The organism is Lactobacillus sp. B4026 (assembly GCF_026535825.1).
Taxonomy (GTDB): Bacteria; Bacillota; Bacilli; order Lactobacillales; family Lactobacillaceae; genus Lactobacillus; species Lactobacillus panisapium.
This window is the reverse complement of sequence record NZ_JAFNPD010000002.1, coordinates 42,998-61,242: the sequence shown is the minus strand read 5'-3', so window position 1 is coordinate 61,242 and position 18,245 is coordinate 42,998. Positions and strand designations below refer to the sequence as shown.

Here is an 18,245-nt window from a genome sequence, read left to right as displayed (position 1 = left end):
TTAATTTACCTCATTTTTTAGTTCTTTTAATGAAACGGAAAGTACCTGCGATACACCAGACTCCTGCATCACAACGCCATATAATTGGTCAGCACGCTCCATCGTGCCCCGCCTGTGCGTAATTACAATGAATTGCGTATGCATATCGTAATCTTCTAAAAACTTAGCAAAACGCGTTACATTAGCATCATCAAGTGCTGCCTCGACTTCATCTAATACGCAAAATGGTACTGGTTTGTATTTCAGCATAGCAAATAATAATGTAATGGCAGTCAGTGCCCTTTCTCCTCCCGAAAGTAGGCTTAGTCGCTGCAATTTCTTACCAGGCGGTTGCGCAATAATTTCGACACCCGTCGTTAACATATCATCTGGATTAGTTAAAACAAGTTTCGCATTCCCTCCGCCGAAGACTACAGGGAATAATTGCGTGAAACTCTCAGATACAGCGCTAAACGTGGCATTAAACCTAGTAGAAACTTCTTGATCAAGTTCTGCCATTGATTCCCGCAAATTATCGCGCCCCTTGATTAAATCATTTTGCTGGTTGTTCAGAAAATCATATCTCTTCTTAACGTCTTCATATTCTTCAATTGACTTAATATTTACCGGACCAATATCTTCAATTGACATTTTATGCAATTTGACACTTTTTTGCAGTCGCTGACGGGTTTCTTCATCATTTTCACAGTCGGCTTGGGCTAAAGCTGCCTCAAATGTCAACGAATAATCTTTACTTAGTTGATCTAAGCGCTGATCGATTTGACTAGTTAACTGTGCAATTTTGACGGAAAAGCTTTCTTGTTCTGCCGCAGCATCTTTACGTAAATCATAGTTCCGGCTAGCAACTTGGTCTAGCTGCGTAATTTTAGCGTCAGCCTTACCTAATTGGGAACTTAATTGACTTAACTGCGTTTGCAACTGCTCTTTTTTTACCGCTCCATTTTTTTGCTCTTCGTCCATTTGCTGCTTTTTTTGCTGGTCAAGTTGGCCACTCTCATTGAGCGTCGCTAACTTTTTAGTTAAAGCAGTAATTTGTTTTTCATGCTGATTTAAATCACGTTTTTTATCTGACTGTTGCTTGGTCAGATTTTCTAGTTTATTAGTATAAACTGCAATCTGTGGATCAAGTTCAGCTAATTTTTCCTGAACCTTTTGATTTAGAGCGGTAAAGTTTTCGATTCGATCCTGGATATTTTTAATTGCCGCTTTTTGTTGCTCAATTTGCGTAACAAAGCTAGCCTTTTGCTGCTCGGCTTTTGCAATCTTTTCCTTAAGCTCGACAACTTGTTCATCGCGTTCTTTTTTACGGACTTCAAATAACTGATTAGCTGCCTTTAAGCGGTTGACTTCTTTTTCTTGGTTTTGATAGGAAAGAACTGCCTCACCAAGTTCACGGCTATAATCCTGCTGTTTTTTTTGAGCTTCGGTAATTTTTTGGTTTAAAACATCACTTTCAGCAGCTAAGGCGGTAAAAGCAGTTTGATCTTCAGTTAACTGCTTTTTTAATTGAACCCGGCTTTTTTGTAACTGATTAAGTTCAGTTACGGTTTGCAGTGGCGAATTATTTTTTTGGTTTCGCGTTCCCCCAGTCATTGAGCCTCCAGGCGAAATGACGTCACCATCTAACGTAACAATTCGGTAGCGAGCAATTCTCTGACGGATTTTCATGGCATTGTCAATTGTATCGACAATAATCGTACTGCCTAATAAATAATTGATAGCAGGCGTAATATCATAATCTGTGGCATTTTCTACTAACTGATTAGCAATTCCCTGAACGCCATCATAAGATTCGATAATTTTAACTGTTGAAGGCGGGATGGAATTTTCTCGTAAGCCATCAAGCGGTAAGAACGTTGCTCGACCAGAATGGCTACTTTTCAGTTGATTGATGGCATCACGGGCACTTGTCTTCGTGGTAGTAACTAAATCTTGCACACCGCCTCCAAGTGCAGTGGCCATTGCAGCTTCAAATTTAGCTGAAAAGGAGATTAACTCACCAATCGCACCGATCACGCCAGGATAGTTCGTTAAATTATTAAGAACATTTTTAACCCCATAATAATATCCTTCGTGCCGCTTACGAATGTTTTCTAAAGCTTCATAACGAGCATTTATCTGACTATAGCGCTGACTATTGGTATTGACAACTTGCCGCAAATCAGCTAATTTTTCCTGTTTTTCCGCTTGCTGACTTGTTAATGCATTAACCTGGTCTTTTTCTGCTTGATGCTTTTCCTTCAGTTGTTTGCCAGTTTCACGCAATCTATCTAATTCTAAAGTTGCTTTTTGCAATTGAGCAGCAACATCATCATTTTGATATTCGTCATTTTCAGCCGTCCGTTTTAGTTCAGATTTCAAATAAACAATTTCATTATTATTAGAAGTCTGATCTTGCAAAAGTTGGATATAATCGCTTCTTAAATCATCTAATTTTTGTGATAACTTAGTCGGATTTTCATCTAATTGGTTAGTTAATTCTGTCCGTTGGTCTTGCAAAAGCTTTTGTTCAGCAGCTAAACTTTGCTTATTTTCACTTAATTCAGAACATTCATTTTGTAAGGCTACCACTTGCTTTTTTAAATCAACTAATTCAGATTCATATTCTTTTTTAGTAGCTTCACTATACTGTTTACTTTGCTCAGCTACTTGTAAACTGGTATTTATTTCGGAAAGTTTCTTTGTCAAAGCCAGCAATTCCTCTTGAATTTGCTCACGCTGCCCGCTAATTTCTTTGTATTCATCCCTTTTAGCAGCCACTGCAGCTTGCGATTCTTTGACTTCGCGATCAAGCTTTGACAAAAGAACTTGATTTTGATCAGCTTTAGTTTGAACGGACTTTTTTTGAATATCCAAATCCTCAATTTCAAAGGCTAAAAGTGTTTTCAGCTCTTGATCCAAGCCATCTTTTTGAAATTGGTATTCCTTTGCAAGGGAACTTTGCTCATGTAAAGGTTCAATTCGCTGTTCAAGTTCTTTTACTAAATCATTAATCCGAACCAAGTTATCAGTTGTTTGCTCAAGTTGAACTCTCGCTTCTTCTTTTTGCTTTTTAAAATGTAAAATTCCCGCGGCCTCTTCAAATAATCCCCGGCGGTCTTCAGGGTGCGAATTCAAGATTTGATCAACCCGACCTTGAGAAATGATGGCTAAACTATCTTGCGAAATCCCTGAATCTAAGAAAAGCGCTCGAATATCTTTTTGTCTAACATTACGTTTATTAATCAGATATTCATTGTCGCCTGAACGTAAGATACGCCTAGAGATGATAACTTGATCTTCATCAAAATTAAGTTCACGTTGATGATTATCAAAGATCATCGACACTTCGGCATGGCTAGCAGGCTTACGAAATTCACTTCCAGCAAAAATCACATCTTTCATATTCGAACCCCGGAGTGATTTTGCACTAGATTCACCCATTACCCAGCGAATAGCTTCCGTAATATTACTTTTACCACTACCATTTGGTCCAACAATGCCGGTAATTCCTGTATCAAATTTAATTCTGGTTTTTTCTGCAAAAGATTTAAAACCATCAATAATAAGTTCTGTTAACGGCAAGTACTCATCCCCCTAATTGAGTTTATGCAAAGCTGCACGTGCTGCTTCTTGTTCCGCAGCTTTTTTATTATGTCCTTTGCCTTGTGATAATACTTTACCATTAACTACCAGTTGAACGGTAAAACGTGACGGCATTTGTTCTTCTTTTATCACTTCGTACTCAATTTTTACTGGACCATCTTGTTGTAAAAATTCTTGCAAATCAGTTTTATAATCGCGAGAGGCATCAAATTTACCCGCATCAATCAATGGAAAAACCGTCAAACTCAAAAAGTGTTCAACTGCATCCATGCCCTGATCAAGAAAAAGGGCACCGTTGAAAGCTTCAAATACATCTTCCAAAAGTGTCTTGCGTGAACGAGCACCTGCTTTTTCTTCACCATGACCTAGATTTATTTCTGCTGGAAAGCCAAATTTTTGAGCGAATTCAGCGAAGCCTTCAGTATCAACAATGTTAGACCTCATGCGAGTCAATTCGCCTTCATTTAGCTGAGGAAAGTTGCGGTATAAATAATCTGAAATAGCCAATTCAAGTACTGCATCGCCTAAGAATTCAAGCTTTTCGTAATCACGCACGCCATCTCCTGGGTGTTCGTTGGCGTATGAAGAGTGAGTGAAAGCTTCTTCTAATAATTTTGGGCTATTAAATCTAATTTTATATTTTGTTTTTAATTGATTAATAAATTTCGTACTGACCATCTTTTCAACCCCTTTTTCTCTCTAGATTATACCAGTTTTTATTGCCGAAAATGAAAAAGAAAACTATTACATCAAATTCATGCAATAATTTTCTTAAATTCTAACTATTTATCTTTACTTAGCATATGCAACATTACCCCAAAGGATGTGGCCGTTATTCATTTTCGATGGCTTTTGCGAAAAACCCGTTAACTCACTATTAACAGCATCAATTTGGTAAGTGTTATAAGTTGGAACCACATAAGCCTGGTCATTCATGTACTTTTGCCATTCATGGAATTTATCAAGCCGATATTGGTGATTAAAGGCTTTTTGCGAATCCATTTCTTGTAATAATTTAGTGTTTTCAGGAGTAACAAACCGTGAGTAATTTTGAATTGATCCTTGACCGTATAACTGTTCTGCCGATGGCTCCGAAGATAACATCCAACCACCAAGGAAAACATCGACCTTAGGATCATCATGTTGAACTTTATCATAGAATGAATTGAATTCACTAAGACGGCCACCGATCAACTTTACATTTAAGCCAGCTTTTGCCCATTGTTGAATATAGTTTTGAACGATCGGTTCATCAATTGGCGTATTGCCTTTGGCGAGTAAATTAATTGTTAAAGGCTTGCCTTCTGGCGTAGTCCGCCATTTACCCTTCTTTTTATAACCAGCTTTATCCAAAATCTGATTGGCTTTCTTCAAGTTAAACGAATAGCCATTGTTATCTTTCGCAAAATAATCACCAAATTGTTCAGGAATCAAAGTTGGCACTTGGAAACTCAAGCCATCTGTATAGTGCTTATAAACAGAATCAGTGTTTAGCGCGTACGCCATTGCTTGCCGAAGTGACTTATCACTCATTTTAGCTTTAGGATTCATGACGTTTTTAGAGGTCTTATTATCCCACTTGCCGACCTTGAAAGCCATGTAAAAATAGGCTAATGGGACTTTAGCCACGAAGGTAATCTTTTTGGTATCTTTGACCTCCTTCCACTGACTATTAACCACCCTCGCAACATCAAACTTATGACTCTTGATTGCCTGCGAAGCTGATTTGGTCGTAATTACTTGAATAATAATTTTATCTAGCTTTGGCTTACCTCGCCAGTAGTATTTATTAGGTACCCACGTAACTGCCTGGCCACGAACAACTTTTTGCGCTCTGTATGGCCCAAAGTAAAGCGGCTTCTCACGCACCTTGTCAGAGGACTCTAACTTGTCAAATGGAATATCCTTCAAGTAGTGATATGGTGCTGCACTTTCCAATAAGTAGCCATTACCGCTGTTATACATGCCAGGTTTTAATTCCTTACAGTGAATTACCACTTTCAGTCCATTTTCACCATCTGGCATCTCGATTCCAGAAATGGCTTTAGCTTTACCATCACGGTAAGCCTCTAGTCCATCAATAATGGCATACTGCGATGAATATCGTTGCGACTTAGTCGCCTTATTTGCCAAGATTTCATATGCATATTCAATGTCTTTAGCTGTAACCTGTTTACCATCAGACCACTTAACGCCCTTTTTGATCGTAATCGTTGCTGTTTTAGCTTTACGATTGAGCTTTAAGGTTGCTGGGCCTTTATCATTAATTTTGTAATTATCATCTGTATCAAAAAGCGACTCTTGACCGGGACTAGAAACATCTGCACTTGGTTGATCATTTTGCAATTCATCTAGAAAGACCCCAGTAAACGGCGTATCTGACTCAAGTGCTACCTTAATCGTTCCGCCTTGCTTGGCCGCTTTGTTCGCCGTTTCAACAGGAAACTTGTCGGCCTTTTTAGCACCTTCATTACTATTATTATTACTCTTGCCACAGGCTACCAAAGTTAAGGCAGCTGCAGAAACAACTCCTAATGAGCCTAGAAATTTACCTTTTTTCATAAAACAAGTTTCTCCTTTTGTTAAAAATATGTAATTAAGTGTTTGAAACAAGCTAATAAATAAATATTAGCAGAAAAAATTAAAAAATCAATACATTTATTAATTTTTAATTCATTATTTTGTATTATTATTCGCTATATTTTAATTTTATTTACATAAGGACAACAAATACCCCTTATTTATGAGCTTTATTTTTAAAACTTGTTTAAAATCAAAACTTGATTACTATGAGAGCGAGCATATAGTTTAACAAGACTAATTCTTGATTATTCAGACGAATACGCCGCATCACGATTAACAAACAAAAACCAGCTTAACAAAAAAACGTTAGGGTGATTAACCCTAACGCTTTTAAATATTTTTCGCAAAAAGACCGGTAAATTACTAATTAAATTTAACAGTTTTACTTAGCAAAAGCAACTTGGTACCATAATTGATGACCATTGTTTAATTTCGATGGTTTCAATGAGTAGCCAGTAATCTTACTATTAACAGCATCGATTTGGTATTCATTATAAGTTGGAATGACATAAGCTTCATCATTCATGTATTTTTGCCATTCGTGGAACTTATCAACACGGTATTTATGGTCAAAGGCCTTTTGTGAGTCCATATCCTTAATGAGCTTCGTATTTTCTGGAGTTACAAAACGTGAGTAATTGGACATTGTCCCTTCACTATACATTTGCTCTTGAGATGGTTCTGTTGAAAGTGTCCAGCCAGCTAAAAATACATCAACCTTAGGATCATCATGTTGCACTTTATCATAGAAAGAATTGAATTCAGTTAATCGTCCACCTACTAGCTTAACGTTTAACCCAATCTTGTTCCATTGTTGAATAAAGTTTTGAGCAATTGGTTGGTTAATTGCTTGACCTGACATTGCCATAAAGTTAATTGTCAGTGGTTTACCATCAGGAGTAGTGCGCCACTTACCCTTCTTCTTATAGCCAGCTTTATCCAAAAGTTGGTTGGCCTTCTTTATATTATAAGTATAACCTTTGGCATTCTTATCGAAGTAATCGCCAAATTGTGCAGGAATCAAAGTTGGAACTTGGAAGCTTAAGCCATCAGTATAATGCTTGTATACCGCATCAGTGTTCATTGCATAAGCCATCGCTTGCCGTAACGATTTGTTATTCATTTTAGCTTTAGGATTCATGACGTTCTTAGACTGTTTAGCGTCCCATTTACCAACTTTAAAGCCCATATAATGATATGCTAATGGTACTTGGGCAACAAAGGTAACGTCGCTAGTACCCTTTACTTGTTTCCATTGGTTATTGATTACACGAGCAATATCAAACTTATGACTCTTAATTGCTTGCGAAGCAGAATTTGGTGAAATTACTTGGTAAATAATCTTATCTAATTTTGGTTTGCCACGCCAGTAATATTTATTTGGAACCCAGGTTACAGATTGACCACGATTAATTTTCTGCACTTTATATGGACCAAAATACAAAGGTCTCTTTCTGATTTGATCAGAAGCTTCTAGTTTAGAAAATGGAATATCTTTTAAATAATGATATGGTGCGGCGTTTTCCCAAATATAACCGTTACCACTGTAATACATGCCTGGCTTCAATTCCTGGCAGTGTAATACTGCAACGCGACCGTTTTCACCATCAGGCATTTCAATCCCAGAAATAGTCTTGGCTTTACCTTCGTGGTATTCTTTCATACCATTAATTATATTGAATTGAGATGCATAACGTTGTGATTTAGTTGCCTTATTGGCAATAATTTCATATGCATATTCAATATCTTTGGCCGTTACTTGCTTACCGTCAGACCATTTTACGCCCTTTTTAATTGTAATCGTAGCGGTTTTAGCTTTACGATCAAGTTTCAAGGTAGCAGGACCTTTATCATTAATCTTGTAGTGATCATCTGTATCAAATAATGACTCTTGACCAGGACTTGAAACATCAGCGTCGGGTTGACTCATCTGTAATTCATCATTAAAGATACCTGTGAAAGGAGTATCAGTTTCTTCTGCAATCCTAAGGGTACCTCCTTGTTTCGCAGTCTTAGTTTTAGTTTCGATTGGAAACTTGCTGGCAGTTTTTGCACCTTCATTACTAGTATTGCTACTCTTACCGCAGGCTACTAATGTTAAAGCAGCAGCTGAAACAACTCCCAGCGAACCTAAAAATTTACCTTTTTTCATAAAACGAGTTTCTCCTTCTTAATAATTAATTTTTAATAGTGTTCGAAACAAGTTAATAATTAAATAATATCATTATAAATGAAAATTGCAACAGAATGATTAATTTAAGCTTAATTTTTAAGACTTCTCGTCTTTTATATTTTTAATCAAACAAAAAACTCGAAATAATTTCGAGTTTTAAAAATCTTATTTTACATATGCAACCTTAAACCATTTATCGTTACTATCTGATGGTTTAACCGAGTATCCAGTAATCTTACCGTTAACTGCAGTTATTTGATATGAATTAGTCATCGGAATGCAGTATGCTTCTTCATTCATATATTCTTGCCACTTGTGGAATTGCTCAACACGGTATTTATGATCAAATGCCTTTTCTGAATCAATTGCATTAAGTAGTTTAGTATTTTCTGGTGTGACAAATCTGGTCATATCAAATGGTGCACCCTCACCATATAAGTCATTTGGTGACGGTTCACTTGACAAGGACCAAGCTCCCGTAAACATATCGATTTCGGGATCGTCATTTTGAACTTTATCAACATAAGAATTAAATTCAATCAATCGATTGTTAATCAAACTGACATTTAAGCCAATTTTATGCCATTGTTGAATATAATTTTGTGTAATTGGTTCCTTACTTGGATCCGAACCCTCACTAACCAAAATTTTGATTTTTAACGGTTTACCGTTTGGCTGAACCCGCCATTTGCCTTTCTTCTTATAACCAGCTTTGTCTAGCAGTTCATTTGCTTTCTTAAGGTTATAATCGTAGCCCTTGGCATCCTTATCAAAGTAGTCACCAAATTGAGCCGGAATCAAAGTTGGTATTTGGAAAGTCAGGCCACCAGTATAGCGTTTGGTTGCCTGTGAAATATTCATGGCATACGCAATAGCTTTACGCAAAGATTTATTATTCATCTTGGCGTTCGGATTCATGACGTTTTTACCCTTTTTAGCATCCCATTTACCAACCTTAAAGCCAAGGTATGAATATTCCAAAGGAATTTTAGCAACAAAGTTTACGCCTTTAGTATCTTTTACCTGTTTCCATTGTGAGTTAATTACACGTGCAACGTCAAATCTTTGACTCTTAATTGCTTGAGAGGCGGATTTAGTAGAAACTACCTGGCAAATAACCTTGTTTAACTTTGGTTTACCACGCCAGTAATATTTGTTAGGTGACCAAGTTACTGATTGACCACGAACCACTTTATCTACCTTGTATGGGCCAAAGAACATCGGCTTTTTCCGAATTTGATCTGATGATTCCAGCTTACTGAATGGTACATTTTTCAAGTAGTGATATGGTTGGGCATTTTCACTAAAGTAGCCATTACCACTATTATACATACCCGGCTTTAATTTATCGTAATGAATAATTAATTTACGACCATTTTCACCATCTGGCATTTCTAAGCCAGAAATAGTTTTAGCTTTACCATCATGATACTCTTTCATCCCCTTAATTGAGGCAATCGAACTAGTATATCTTTGCGATTTGGTCGCTTTATTGGCCATAATTTCATAAGAAAATTCCAGATCTTTAGCAACAACTTGCTTGCCATCAGACCACTTAACGCCCTTCTTAACCATAATTGAGATTGTATTGTTTTTACGGTCAAGTTTCATGGTAGCTGGGCCTTTGTCATTGATTCGATAATCGTCATCAACATCAAATAAGCTCTCAAGACCAGGTTCCATAACATCCACATCGGTCTGGGTGGTGGTTAATTCACTAGCAAAAATACCGGTAAAGGGTGTATCCGTTTCGATAGCTTGCTTAACCGTCCCGCCTTCCTTGGTGGACTTGTTTGGTACTACAGGGGAAAATTTGCTAGCTTGCTTAGTATCATCGGTATTAGCCGAATTACCGCCTTTGCCACAGGCTACTAAAGTTAGCGCAGCTGCACTAACTACACCAAGTGACCCCCAAAATTTTGCACTTTTCATAATTTAACTCCTTCTAATTTCACGTTGGTAATATTTGAAACAAGTTAATGATTAAATATTAACATACAAAATTAGTATATCAATAAAAATATTAGTTTTTATTTAATTTATTTTTTAATCTATATTAAGATAGTATTTGATTTTGCTATTTTAGTGCTACTATTATTATTTAACATAGCCAACTTGGTACCATAATGGATGATCATTATTAGATTCAGACGGTTTAAGAGAATATCCAGTAAGACGATCATTAACAGCATAAATTTTATATGCATTGTACATTGGAATAACGTAAGCGTCTTTAAACATGTACTCTTGCCACTCATGAAATTTTTGCACACGATATTTGTGGTTAAATGCTTTTTCTGAGTCTATCTCATCAATTAGTTTATTGTTTTCGGCAGTAACAAATCTAGTATAGTTTGCCGGACCACCTTCACTATATAGACCATTAGGCGACGGCTCATTTGAAAGTCCCCATGCAGCCATAAACATATCAACCGATTGATCATCGTTTTGAACTTTGTCGTAGAACGAGTTTATTTCAGTTAGCCTGCCATTGAGCAAACCAACATTTAAACCAATTTTATGCCACTGCTGAATATAATTTTGTACAATCGGTTCCTGGGTTGCAGCTCCTGACATGGCCAAAAGGTTAATTTTTAATGGTTTGCCATTAGGTTGAACACGCCATTTACCTTTTTTCTTATATCCGGCCTTATCCAAAAGTTCATTTGCTTTCTTTAAATTGTACGTAAAACCTTTGACATTAGGATCGTAGAAGTCACCAAATTGTTTGGGAATTAAAGTTGGAATCTGAAAACTTAAGCCATTGGTGTAGCGCTTATTAACGGCAGCAATATTCATTGCATAGCCAATTGCCTGCCGCAATGACCTATTATTCATCTTGCTATTAGAATTCATGACGTTTTTGCCTTTTTTAGCATCCCATTTCCCCACTTTGAAGCCTAAATAGCTGTAATACAACGGGATTTGCGCGATAAATTTTACTTTTTCGGTATTTTTTACCTCTTTCCATTGCGAATTAACTACCTGAACAATATCAAATTTATGCGATTTAATCGCTTGCGAAGCAGAGTTAGGTGAAACTACTTGATAAACAATTTTGGCTAACTTCGGCTTTCCGCGCCAATAATATTTATTGGGGATCCATGTCACTGATTGACCGCGAACCAATTTGGCTAATTTATAAGGGCCAAAATAAAGTGGCTTTTTTCTAATCTTATCTGAAGACTCGAGCTTATTAAATGGAACGTCCTTTAAATAATGGTAAGGCGCAGCAGACTCAACGTAGTAATCATTGCCGCTAAATGACATCCCGGGTTTTAACGATGAAAAATGTAAAATCATCCGTAACCCATTATCACCATCTGGCAATTCAATTCCTGAAATAGTTTTTGCTTTACCCTCATGATATTCTTTCAGTCCTTTAAGGACCTCCAGCTTAGTCGAATACCTCTGTGCCTTTGTTTTTTTATTGCCTAAAATTTCATAAGGATACTCAAGATCTTTAGCTGTTACCTGCTTGCCATCTGACCATTTAACGCCTTTTTTTAACGTAATCGTAATTGTCTTATTTTTTTGATTAATCTTAATGGTTGCTGGTCCCTTATCATTTATTTTATGGTAATCATCCGTATCAAATAGTGATTCTGCACCTGGTGAAGCTATCTGTGCATCAAAAGAAGTTGTAGCTAATTGATCAGAAAAAATACCAGTAAAAGGTGTATCAGTTTCTAAAGCTACCTTAACTGTTCCTCCTTGTTTAGCGGCTTTCTTAGGCATAGAACTAGGAAATTTACTTGCTGTCTTTGCATCATTGCTATTACTTTGATTACTTTTACCACAGGCAACTAAGGTTAGAGCAGCCATGCTGACAATACCAACCGAACCGATAGTTTTTAATTTGGTCATTATACTACACTCCTTTTTAATTATAATTAACTATTTATTAAATATTACCATATTTAAAGTTATAAATATAATTTTACTTTAATTTATGCAAAAAAATACTTCTAAAACTAGTTTTTTCTAGTTCTAGAAGTATCTTGTACTTAATCTTATTTGCTTAATTACTTAATAAAGCCAACTTTATACCATAATTGATGACCATTCGAATTGTCTGACGGCTTAGTTGAATACCCAGTTAGTTTATTATTAACTGCAATCACTTTATAAGAGTTATCCAATGGTAAAACATAAGCTTGATCATTCATGTATTCTTGCCATTGATGGAATTTTTCTACCCGATAACTATGATTAAAGGACTTTTGCGAATCAATCTCATTTAAAAGCTTATTATTTTTAGACGTTGCAAAGCGAGAATAATTCATAGGTGAAGACTCACCATACATTGAAGCTGGTGATGGCTCACTAGCTAAACTCCAGCCTGCCATATAAACGTCCACTTGTGGGTCATCATTTTGAATCTTGTCATAAAATGAATTAAACTCAGTTAATCGGCCACCAAGCAATTTTACATTCAAGCCAATCTTTTGCCATTGTTGGATATAATTTTGAACCGTTGGTTCTTGAGCTGAACTTCCTGTCATTGCCATGAAGTTAATAGTTAATGGCTTGCCATTAGGTTGAACACGCCACTTACCCTTCTTCTTGTAGCCAGCTTTATCTAAAAGTTGATTGGCTTTCTTTAAGTTATAATTGTATCCTTTAGCATCCTTGTCAAAATAATCGCCAAATTGAGCTGGAATTAAGGTTGGAATTCTAAAGCTTAAGCCGGAAGTATAATGTTGGTCAACAGAATCAACGTTAACTGCATAACCCATTGCCTGCCGTAGAGCTTTATTATTCATTTTTGCATTAGGATTCATCACATTTTTATCTTGCTTAGCATCCCATTTACCAACTTTAAAACCAATGTAGTGATATGCAAGAGGAATTTGTGCAACAAAGTTTACGCCTTTAGTGTCCTTAACCTCATTCCATTGGTCATTAACAACTTCAGCGACATCAAACTTGCGACTCTTGATACCTTGTGAAATTGAATTTTGTGAAATAACTTGCGAAACAATTTTATCTAGTTTTGGTTTACCACGCCAATAATATTTATTCGGAACCCAAGTTACAGATTGTCCACGAACAATTTTTTCAACTTTATACGGTCCAAAATATAATGGCTTCTTTCTAATTTGGTCAGAAGATTGTAATTTTTCAAATGGAATATTCTTTAGGTAATGATATGGGGCTGCGCTTTCCCAGAAATAACCGTTACCACTGTATAACATTCCAGGCTTCATTTCCTTAAAATGTAAAACAACTGTACGACCATTATCACCATCAGGCATTTCAATTCCAGAAATTGTCTTTGATTTGCCTTGGTGGTATTCTTTTACGCCTTCAATTTCTTCCAGTTGACTACTATATCTCTGTGCCTTTGTCTTTTTATTAGCAAGAATTTCATATGGATATTCAAGATCCTTAGCGGTCACTTGCTTACCATCGGACCATTTAACACCTTTTTTAACGGTAATTGTGATAGTTTTAGCGTTACGGTCAAGCTTCATTGTAGCTGGACCTTTGTTAGTAATCTTATAACTATCATCAGTATCAAATAATGATTCTTCTCCTGGCTCAGCTACTGAGCTATCTATCGCCGTTGTAGAAAGTTCGTCAGAAAAAACACCTGTAAATGGTGTATCAGTCTTAATAGCATACTTCAAAGTACCACCCTGCTTGGCCTCTTTAACAGGTACTGCTTGAGGGAATTTACTTGCCGTCTTAGCATTTTGGTTATTAGCAGTATTGCTATTTTTGCCACAGGCTACCAAAGTCAACGCTGCAGCTGAAGCAATACCTGCTGCGCGAAGAATTTTTGTCTTATTCATATTATTAAAACTCCTATCTAAATAATGAATAATCCCGTGTGTTCTTGGAATAAGCTAATAATTACATTTTAGCATAAGTTAGTTTAAGTTCAAATACTTATCATTTCATAAACATTAATGTATAGATAAATTAAAATTAACATTCTAATTAAATCCAAAAAAATAACTTCGTTTAATCACGAAGTTATTTTTAATATTAAGTTAGTTTTCTCTTTGTCTTGCATCACCAGCACGCTGGAATGCACGTCCAACATAGTTAACACTCAATGAAATTGCTAACAACATGACCGTAGCGGGTAGCCAAAGCCAAGGCCGACTTACAACGTTAACCGGATCATTAGCAAAACCAATTAAGGTACCTAGTGAAGGAACTGTTGATGGCAAACCATAGCCAATAAAGGAAAGTGTTGTTTCAATACCAATGTTACTTGCGATTGCTAAAACCACATCAATAATAACCATTGAGGTAATATTCGGCAAAACTTCGCGGAACATAATCTTTAAATCTGATGAACCTGAGGTTTTCGAAGCAAGAACATAATCTCTTCCACGTTGAGATAGGACGAACGCTCTAAAGTATCTCGCTGTAGTTGTCCAACCGAACATTGAGATAATCCATACTAAACTCACAGGACTATAATGCGGAATAACACTTACTAAAACAATTTCAATTGGCATAGCAGGTAAAACTTGAACAAAGTCAACTATTCTCATGATAATTGCATCGACATAACCGCCGTAATAACCAGAAACTAAGCCAACGACCAAACCAACAATTTCACAGACAGCAGTAACACCTAAACCAATCAAGATGGAGTTACGTCCACCCATGATTAGAAGGTTAACAATATCACGACCACCATCATCTGTGCCGAACAGATGACCGTTCATGCCCCATCCCATATAGGCATCAATAATATTTGTTTCTGTTACCTTTTCAGAATTTAAGAATAATGATCCTCCAAAAGTAAATAAGAGAATTAAAACAATAATGATAAATGCGGTAAGTGCAATTTTATCTTTGACAATTTCTCTAACTACTACCTTAAAACTTGAAGCAGGAGAAGAAACTTTTTTCTTTTTTACTTCTTGTGTTGAAGTGTTTTCTTTCTTTTCAGACATTTCTTTTCCTCCTTACTTAATTCTGATTCTTGGATCAACGATACTCATAATAATATCTGACAAAAGATTTCCGAGTAAAGTAAGGATACCAAAGATTAAAATCAATGCCGTCAAAGTGGTGTAATCACGTTGTCCAATTGAATCTAGGAATAGTTTACCCATTCCTGGGTAACTGAACACTGATTCTACAACCATAGAACCACTTAAAAGACCAGTAATAACTGTACCTATTGATGACGCAATTGGTAATAACGAGTTACGTAAAATATGTTTGTTGAAGACAACATTTTCGGGAACACCCTTACTGTGAGCGGTCCGAACATAATCTTCGACTTTATTATCAACGATTCCTGTTCTCAGATACTGTACAATTGATGTCGTTGTTATCAATGCAACAAGACAAGCAGGCAAGATAATGTGATAAATTTGACTGCCTAAAGTACCCCAGAAGCCAGAAGCGTTAGGTGAAACAGAGCCAGAAATTGGGAACCATCCTAGCGTAAAACCAAATAACCAAATTCCTAAAATGTAAAAGACAAATGGCGGCACGGCAAAAGTAACGTAGTTAAAAATTTGAACTGCTTGATCTTGCCATTGATCTTGGTGACGTCCTGCAGTAACTCCCAAAGGAATAGAAATGCAGTAACTAAGAATAGTAGTCAACATTGCAAGCCAAAAAGTATTTACAGCACGATCAGCAATTAAAGAAGTAACTGGCACGTGTTGAATGTAACTGGTTCCAAGGTCGCCCTTAAATAAATTGCCAACCCAACGTCCATATTGAACTGGAGCTGGATCATAAAGACCTGCCGCTCTCTTCAATGCTTCAAGTTGCTTTGGATCAGTATTCGGATTGATTTGACCAGTAAATGGGTCACCCGGCATCATTTTAGCCAAGAAGAAGACTAAGATACTCAAGATAATCAATTGAGGAATCATAATTAATATACGTCTTAAGACTGTTTTCCACATTATTAGTCTCTCCCCTTTTCGTTTAATTCTTCTCGCTGAAGTTCATCTTTAGGTAATGCAACCCAGTGCTTTCCGGACACTTGTTGAAGTGGGAAGACACGACCGTCTTTATCATACCATTTACTTTGATCATTCTGAAATTCTTGTTCAACTTCTTCACGATGCTTCTTATGTTCTTCACGGTGCTCAACATCTACAACCGGAATCGCAGAAAGTAAACGTTTGGTGTAAATGTGAATTGGATGATTATAGATATCTTCACGGGTACCAATTTCAACTAGTCGTCCACGGTGCATAATTGCCAAGTTCTCAGACATGTGCTTAACAACACCTAAGTCGTGCGAAATAAATAAATATGCAATGTTGTACTGCTGTTGAATATGTTTCATGAAGTTCAAAACTTGCGCCTGAACCGACAAGTCCAAAGCACTCGTTGGTTCATCAGCAACGATCAGCCTTGGATTTGTTGCAACAGCACGAGCAACACCAATTCTTTGTCTCTGACCACCTGAAAATTCATGTGGGTACTTGTAGATAGCATCACTTGGCATACCAACGATATCCAATAATTCTTGTACTCGATCACGTTCTTGATCTGTAGTCAAATTTTCAAAGTTACGAATTGGTTCAGCAATGATGTCTTCAATTCGTTTTCTAGGATTCAAACTTGACATTGAATCTTGGAAAATCATCTGGACATCTTTGTTGTAATCAAGCTTTTTTCTGTTCTTTGATTTAGTAATATCAACATCTTTATAAATGATTTGGCCACTAGTTACTGGTTCTACACCAACTATTGCCTTACCTGTCGTTGATTTACCCGATCCTGATTCACCAATTAAGCCATAAGTTTCACCTTCATTAATGGTAATACTTACGTCATCAACGGCACGAACATAATCTGTTATTCTGTTCCAAAAACCTGATCTAATTGGGTAATGCACCTTTAAATTTTTAACTTGAATAATTTCTTTAGCCATAATTACTCCCCACTTGCTTCAGCATCTTGAAAGTGGAACGTCTTCCAGCACGTGCATCTTACCCAGTGTCCTGGTTCAACTTCATGCATGACTGGATCTTTTTCGTGCGCACTTGCTGGAATCCATGGGATTCTAGCCGCAAAACGATCACCTTCACGCGGCATATTTTGCAATGAAGGAACAGTTCCATGAATAACGTGTAAATCCTCATCCTCATCTTCAGATTGAGGCATTGAATTTAAAAGTGAGCGAGTATAAGGGTGAAGTGGATGCTCAAAAATAGTCTTAACATCGGCTTTTTCAACTACTTGACCAGCGTACATAACAGCAACTTGGTCAGCAGTTTCAGCAACAACACCCAAATCATGAGTAATTAAAATAATCCCAGAATGTGACTGACGTTGAATATCTTCTAGCAAGTCCAAAATTTGGGCCTGAATAGTAACATCCAAAGCAGTAGTTGGTTCATCAGCAATAATAATTTCTGGCTTACATGCAATTGCCATCGCAATAACGATCCGTTGACGCAAACCACCTGAAAGCTCAAATGGATACATAGAATAAGTTTCTTCAGGCTTAGGCATACCAACTTGATTAAAAAGTTCAATTACCCGAGCATGACGCTCTTTTTCATTCATATCCGTATGATAATAAAGCGTTTCGGCAACTTGATCGCCAACCCGCATTAATGGGTTTAAACTTGCAAGAGGATCTTGGAAGATCATTCCGATCTTATTACCACGAATCTTATCAAACAAGGTTTCATTTAAACCTACGAGATTCAATTCATTATATAAAATATCACCAGTTACTTTTGTATTTTTATGGTCATACAGACCAATTATACTTGCAGCTATTGTACTCTTACCACAGCCAGATTCACCTACGACTGATAAAATTTCATCACGCTTCAGAGTTATATTAATATCATCGGCAGCATCATAAAATTTTCCTTGTAATCGGTAAGCAGTATGCAAATGCTGGATATCTAGCAAGAGATCACTTTGTTTTTCCAAAGGCCATTCCCCTCTC

The 18,245-nt window shown here is 36.7% G+C and carries 11 protein-coding genes; all 11 read right to left on the bottom strand.

Annotated features, from left to right (window positions below):
• The 11 genes from smc to J3U69_RS02135 all read right to left on the bottom strand — a co-directional run bounded on the left by smc (position 1) and on the right by J3U69_RS02135 (position 18,229).
• Positions 1–3,564, bottom strand: a complete 3,564-nt coding sequence (smc, locus tag J3U69_RS02185) for a chromosome segregation protein SMC (protein WP_267412892.1) — start codon at positions 3,562–3,564, stop codon at positions 1–3.
• Positions 3,565–3,576: 12 nt separating this feature from the next.
• Positions 3,577–4,263 carry a ribonuclease III gene (gene rnc, locus J3U69_RS02180; protein ID WP_103751786.1) on the bottom strand — a complete coding sequence of 229 codons (687 nt, stop codon included), beginning with the start codon at positions 4,261–4,263 and terminating at the stop codon, positions 3,577–3,579.
• Between the two features lie 114 nt (positions 4,264–4,377).
• The gene (locus tag J3U69_RS02175; protein WP_267412891.1) at positions 4,378–6,147 is read right to left on the bottom strand and encodes an oligopeptide ABC transporter substrate-binding protein; all 1,770 of its coding nucleotides are present in this window, start codon (positions 6,145–6,147) and stop codon (positions 4,378–4,380) included.
• Positions 6,148–6,550: 403 nt separating this feature from the next.
• Complete coding sequence (locus J3U69_RS02170) at positions 6,551–8,320, bottom strand: oligopeptide ABC transporter substrate-binding protein (RefSeq protein WP_267412890.1); 1,770 nt, start codon at positions 8,318–8,320, stop codon at positions 6,551–6,553.
• Between the two features lie 186 nt (positions 8,321–8,506).
• Positions 8,507–10,273 (bottom strand): oligopeptide ABC transporter substrate-binding protein, encoded by a 1,767-nt coding sequence (locus J3U69_RS02165; RefSeq protein ID WP_267412889.1) that lies wholly within the window; start codon positions 10,271–10,273, stop codon positions 8,507–8,509.
• Positions 10,274–10,438: 165 nt separating this feature from the next.
• On the bottom strand, positions 10,439–12,208 hold the full coding sequence (locus J3U69_RS02160) for an oligopeptide ABC transporter substrate-binding protein (RefSeq protein ID WP_267412888.1): 1,770 nt from the start codon (positions 12,206–12,208) through the stop codon (positions 10,439–10,441).
• 158 nt (positions 12,209–12,366) lie between these two features.
• The gene (locus J3U69_RS02155; protein WP_267385441.1) at positions 12,367–14,139 is read right to left on the bottom strand and encodes an oligopeptide ABC transporter substrate-binding protein; all 1,773 of its coding nucleotides are present in this window, start codon (positions 14,137–14,139) and stop codon (positions 12,367–12,369) included.
• Between the two features lie 201 nt (positions 14,140–14,340).
• Positions 14,341–15,261 carry an ABC transporter permease gene (locus tag J3U69_RS02150; protein WP_103751792.1) on the bottom strand — a complete coding sequence of 307 codons (921 nt, stop codon included), beginning with the start codon at positions 15,259–15,261 and terminating at the stop codon, positions 14,341–14,343.
• Between the two features lie 12 nt (positions 15,262–15,273).
• Entirely contained in the window at positions 15,274–16,233 is a 960-nt protein-coding gene (gene opp4B / locus J3U69_RS02145; RefSeq protein ID WP_103751793.1) for an oligopeptide ABC transporter permease, read from the bottom strand.
• Positions 16,234–16,235: 2 nt separating this feature from the next.
• Positions 16,236–17,213, bottom strand: coding sequence for an ATP-binding cassette domain-containing protein (locus J3U69_RS02140; protein WP_103751794.1), 978 nt, complete (start codon positions 17,211–17,213; stop codon positions 16,236–16,238).
• A 2-nt stretch (positions 17,214–17,215) separates the two neighbouring features.
• Positions 17,216–18,229 carry an ABC transporter ATP-binding protein gene (locus J3U69_RS02135; protein WP_103751795.1) on the bottom strand — a complete coding sequence of 338 codons (1,014 nt, stop codon included), beginning with the start codon at positions 18,227–18,229 and terminating at the stop codon, positions 17,216–17,218.
• Positions 18,230–18,245 lie beyond the last annotated feature (16 nt).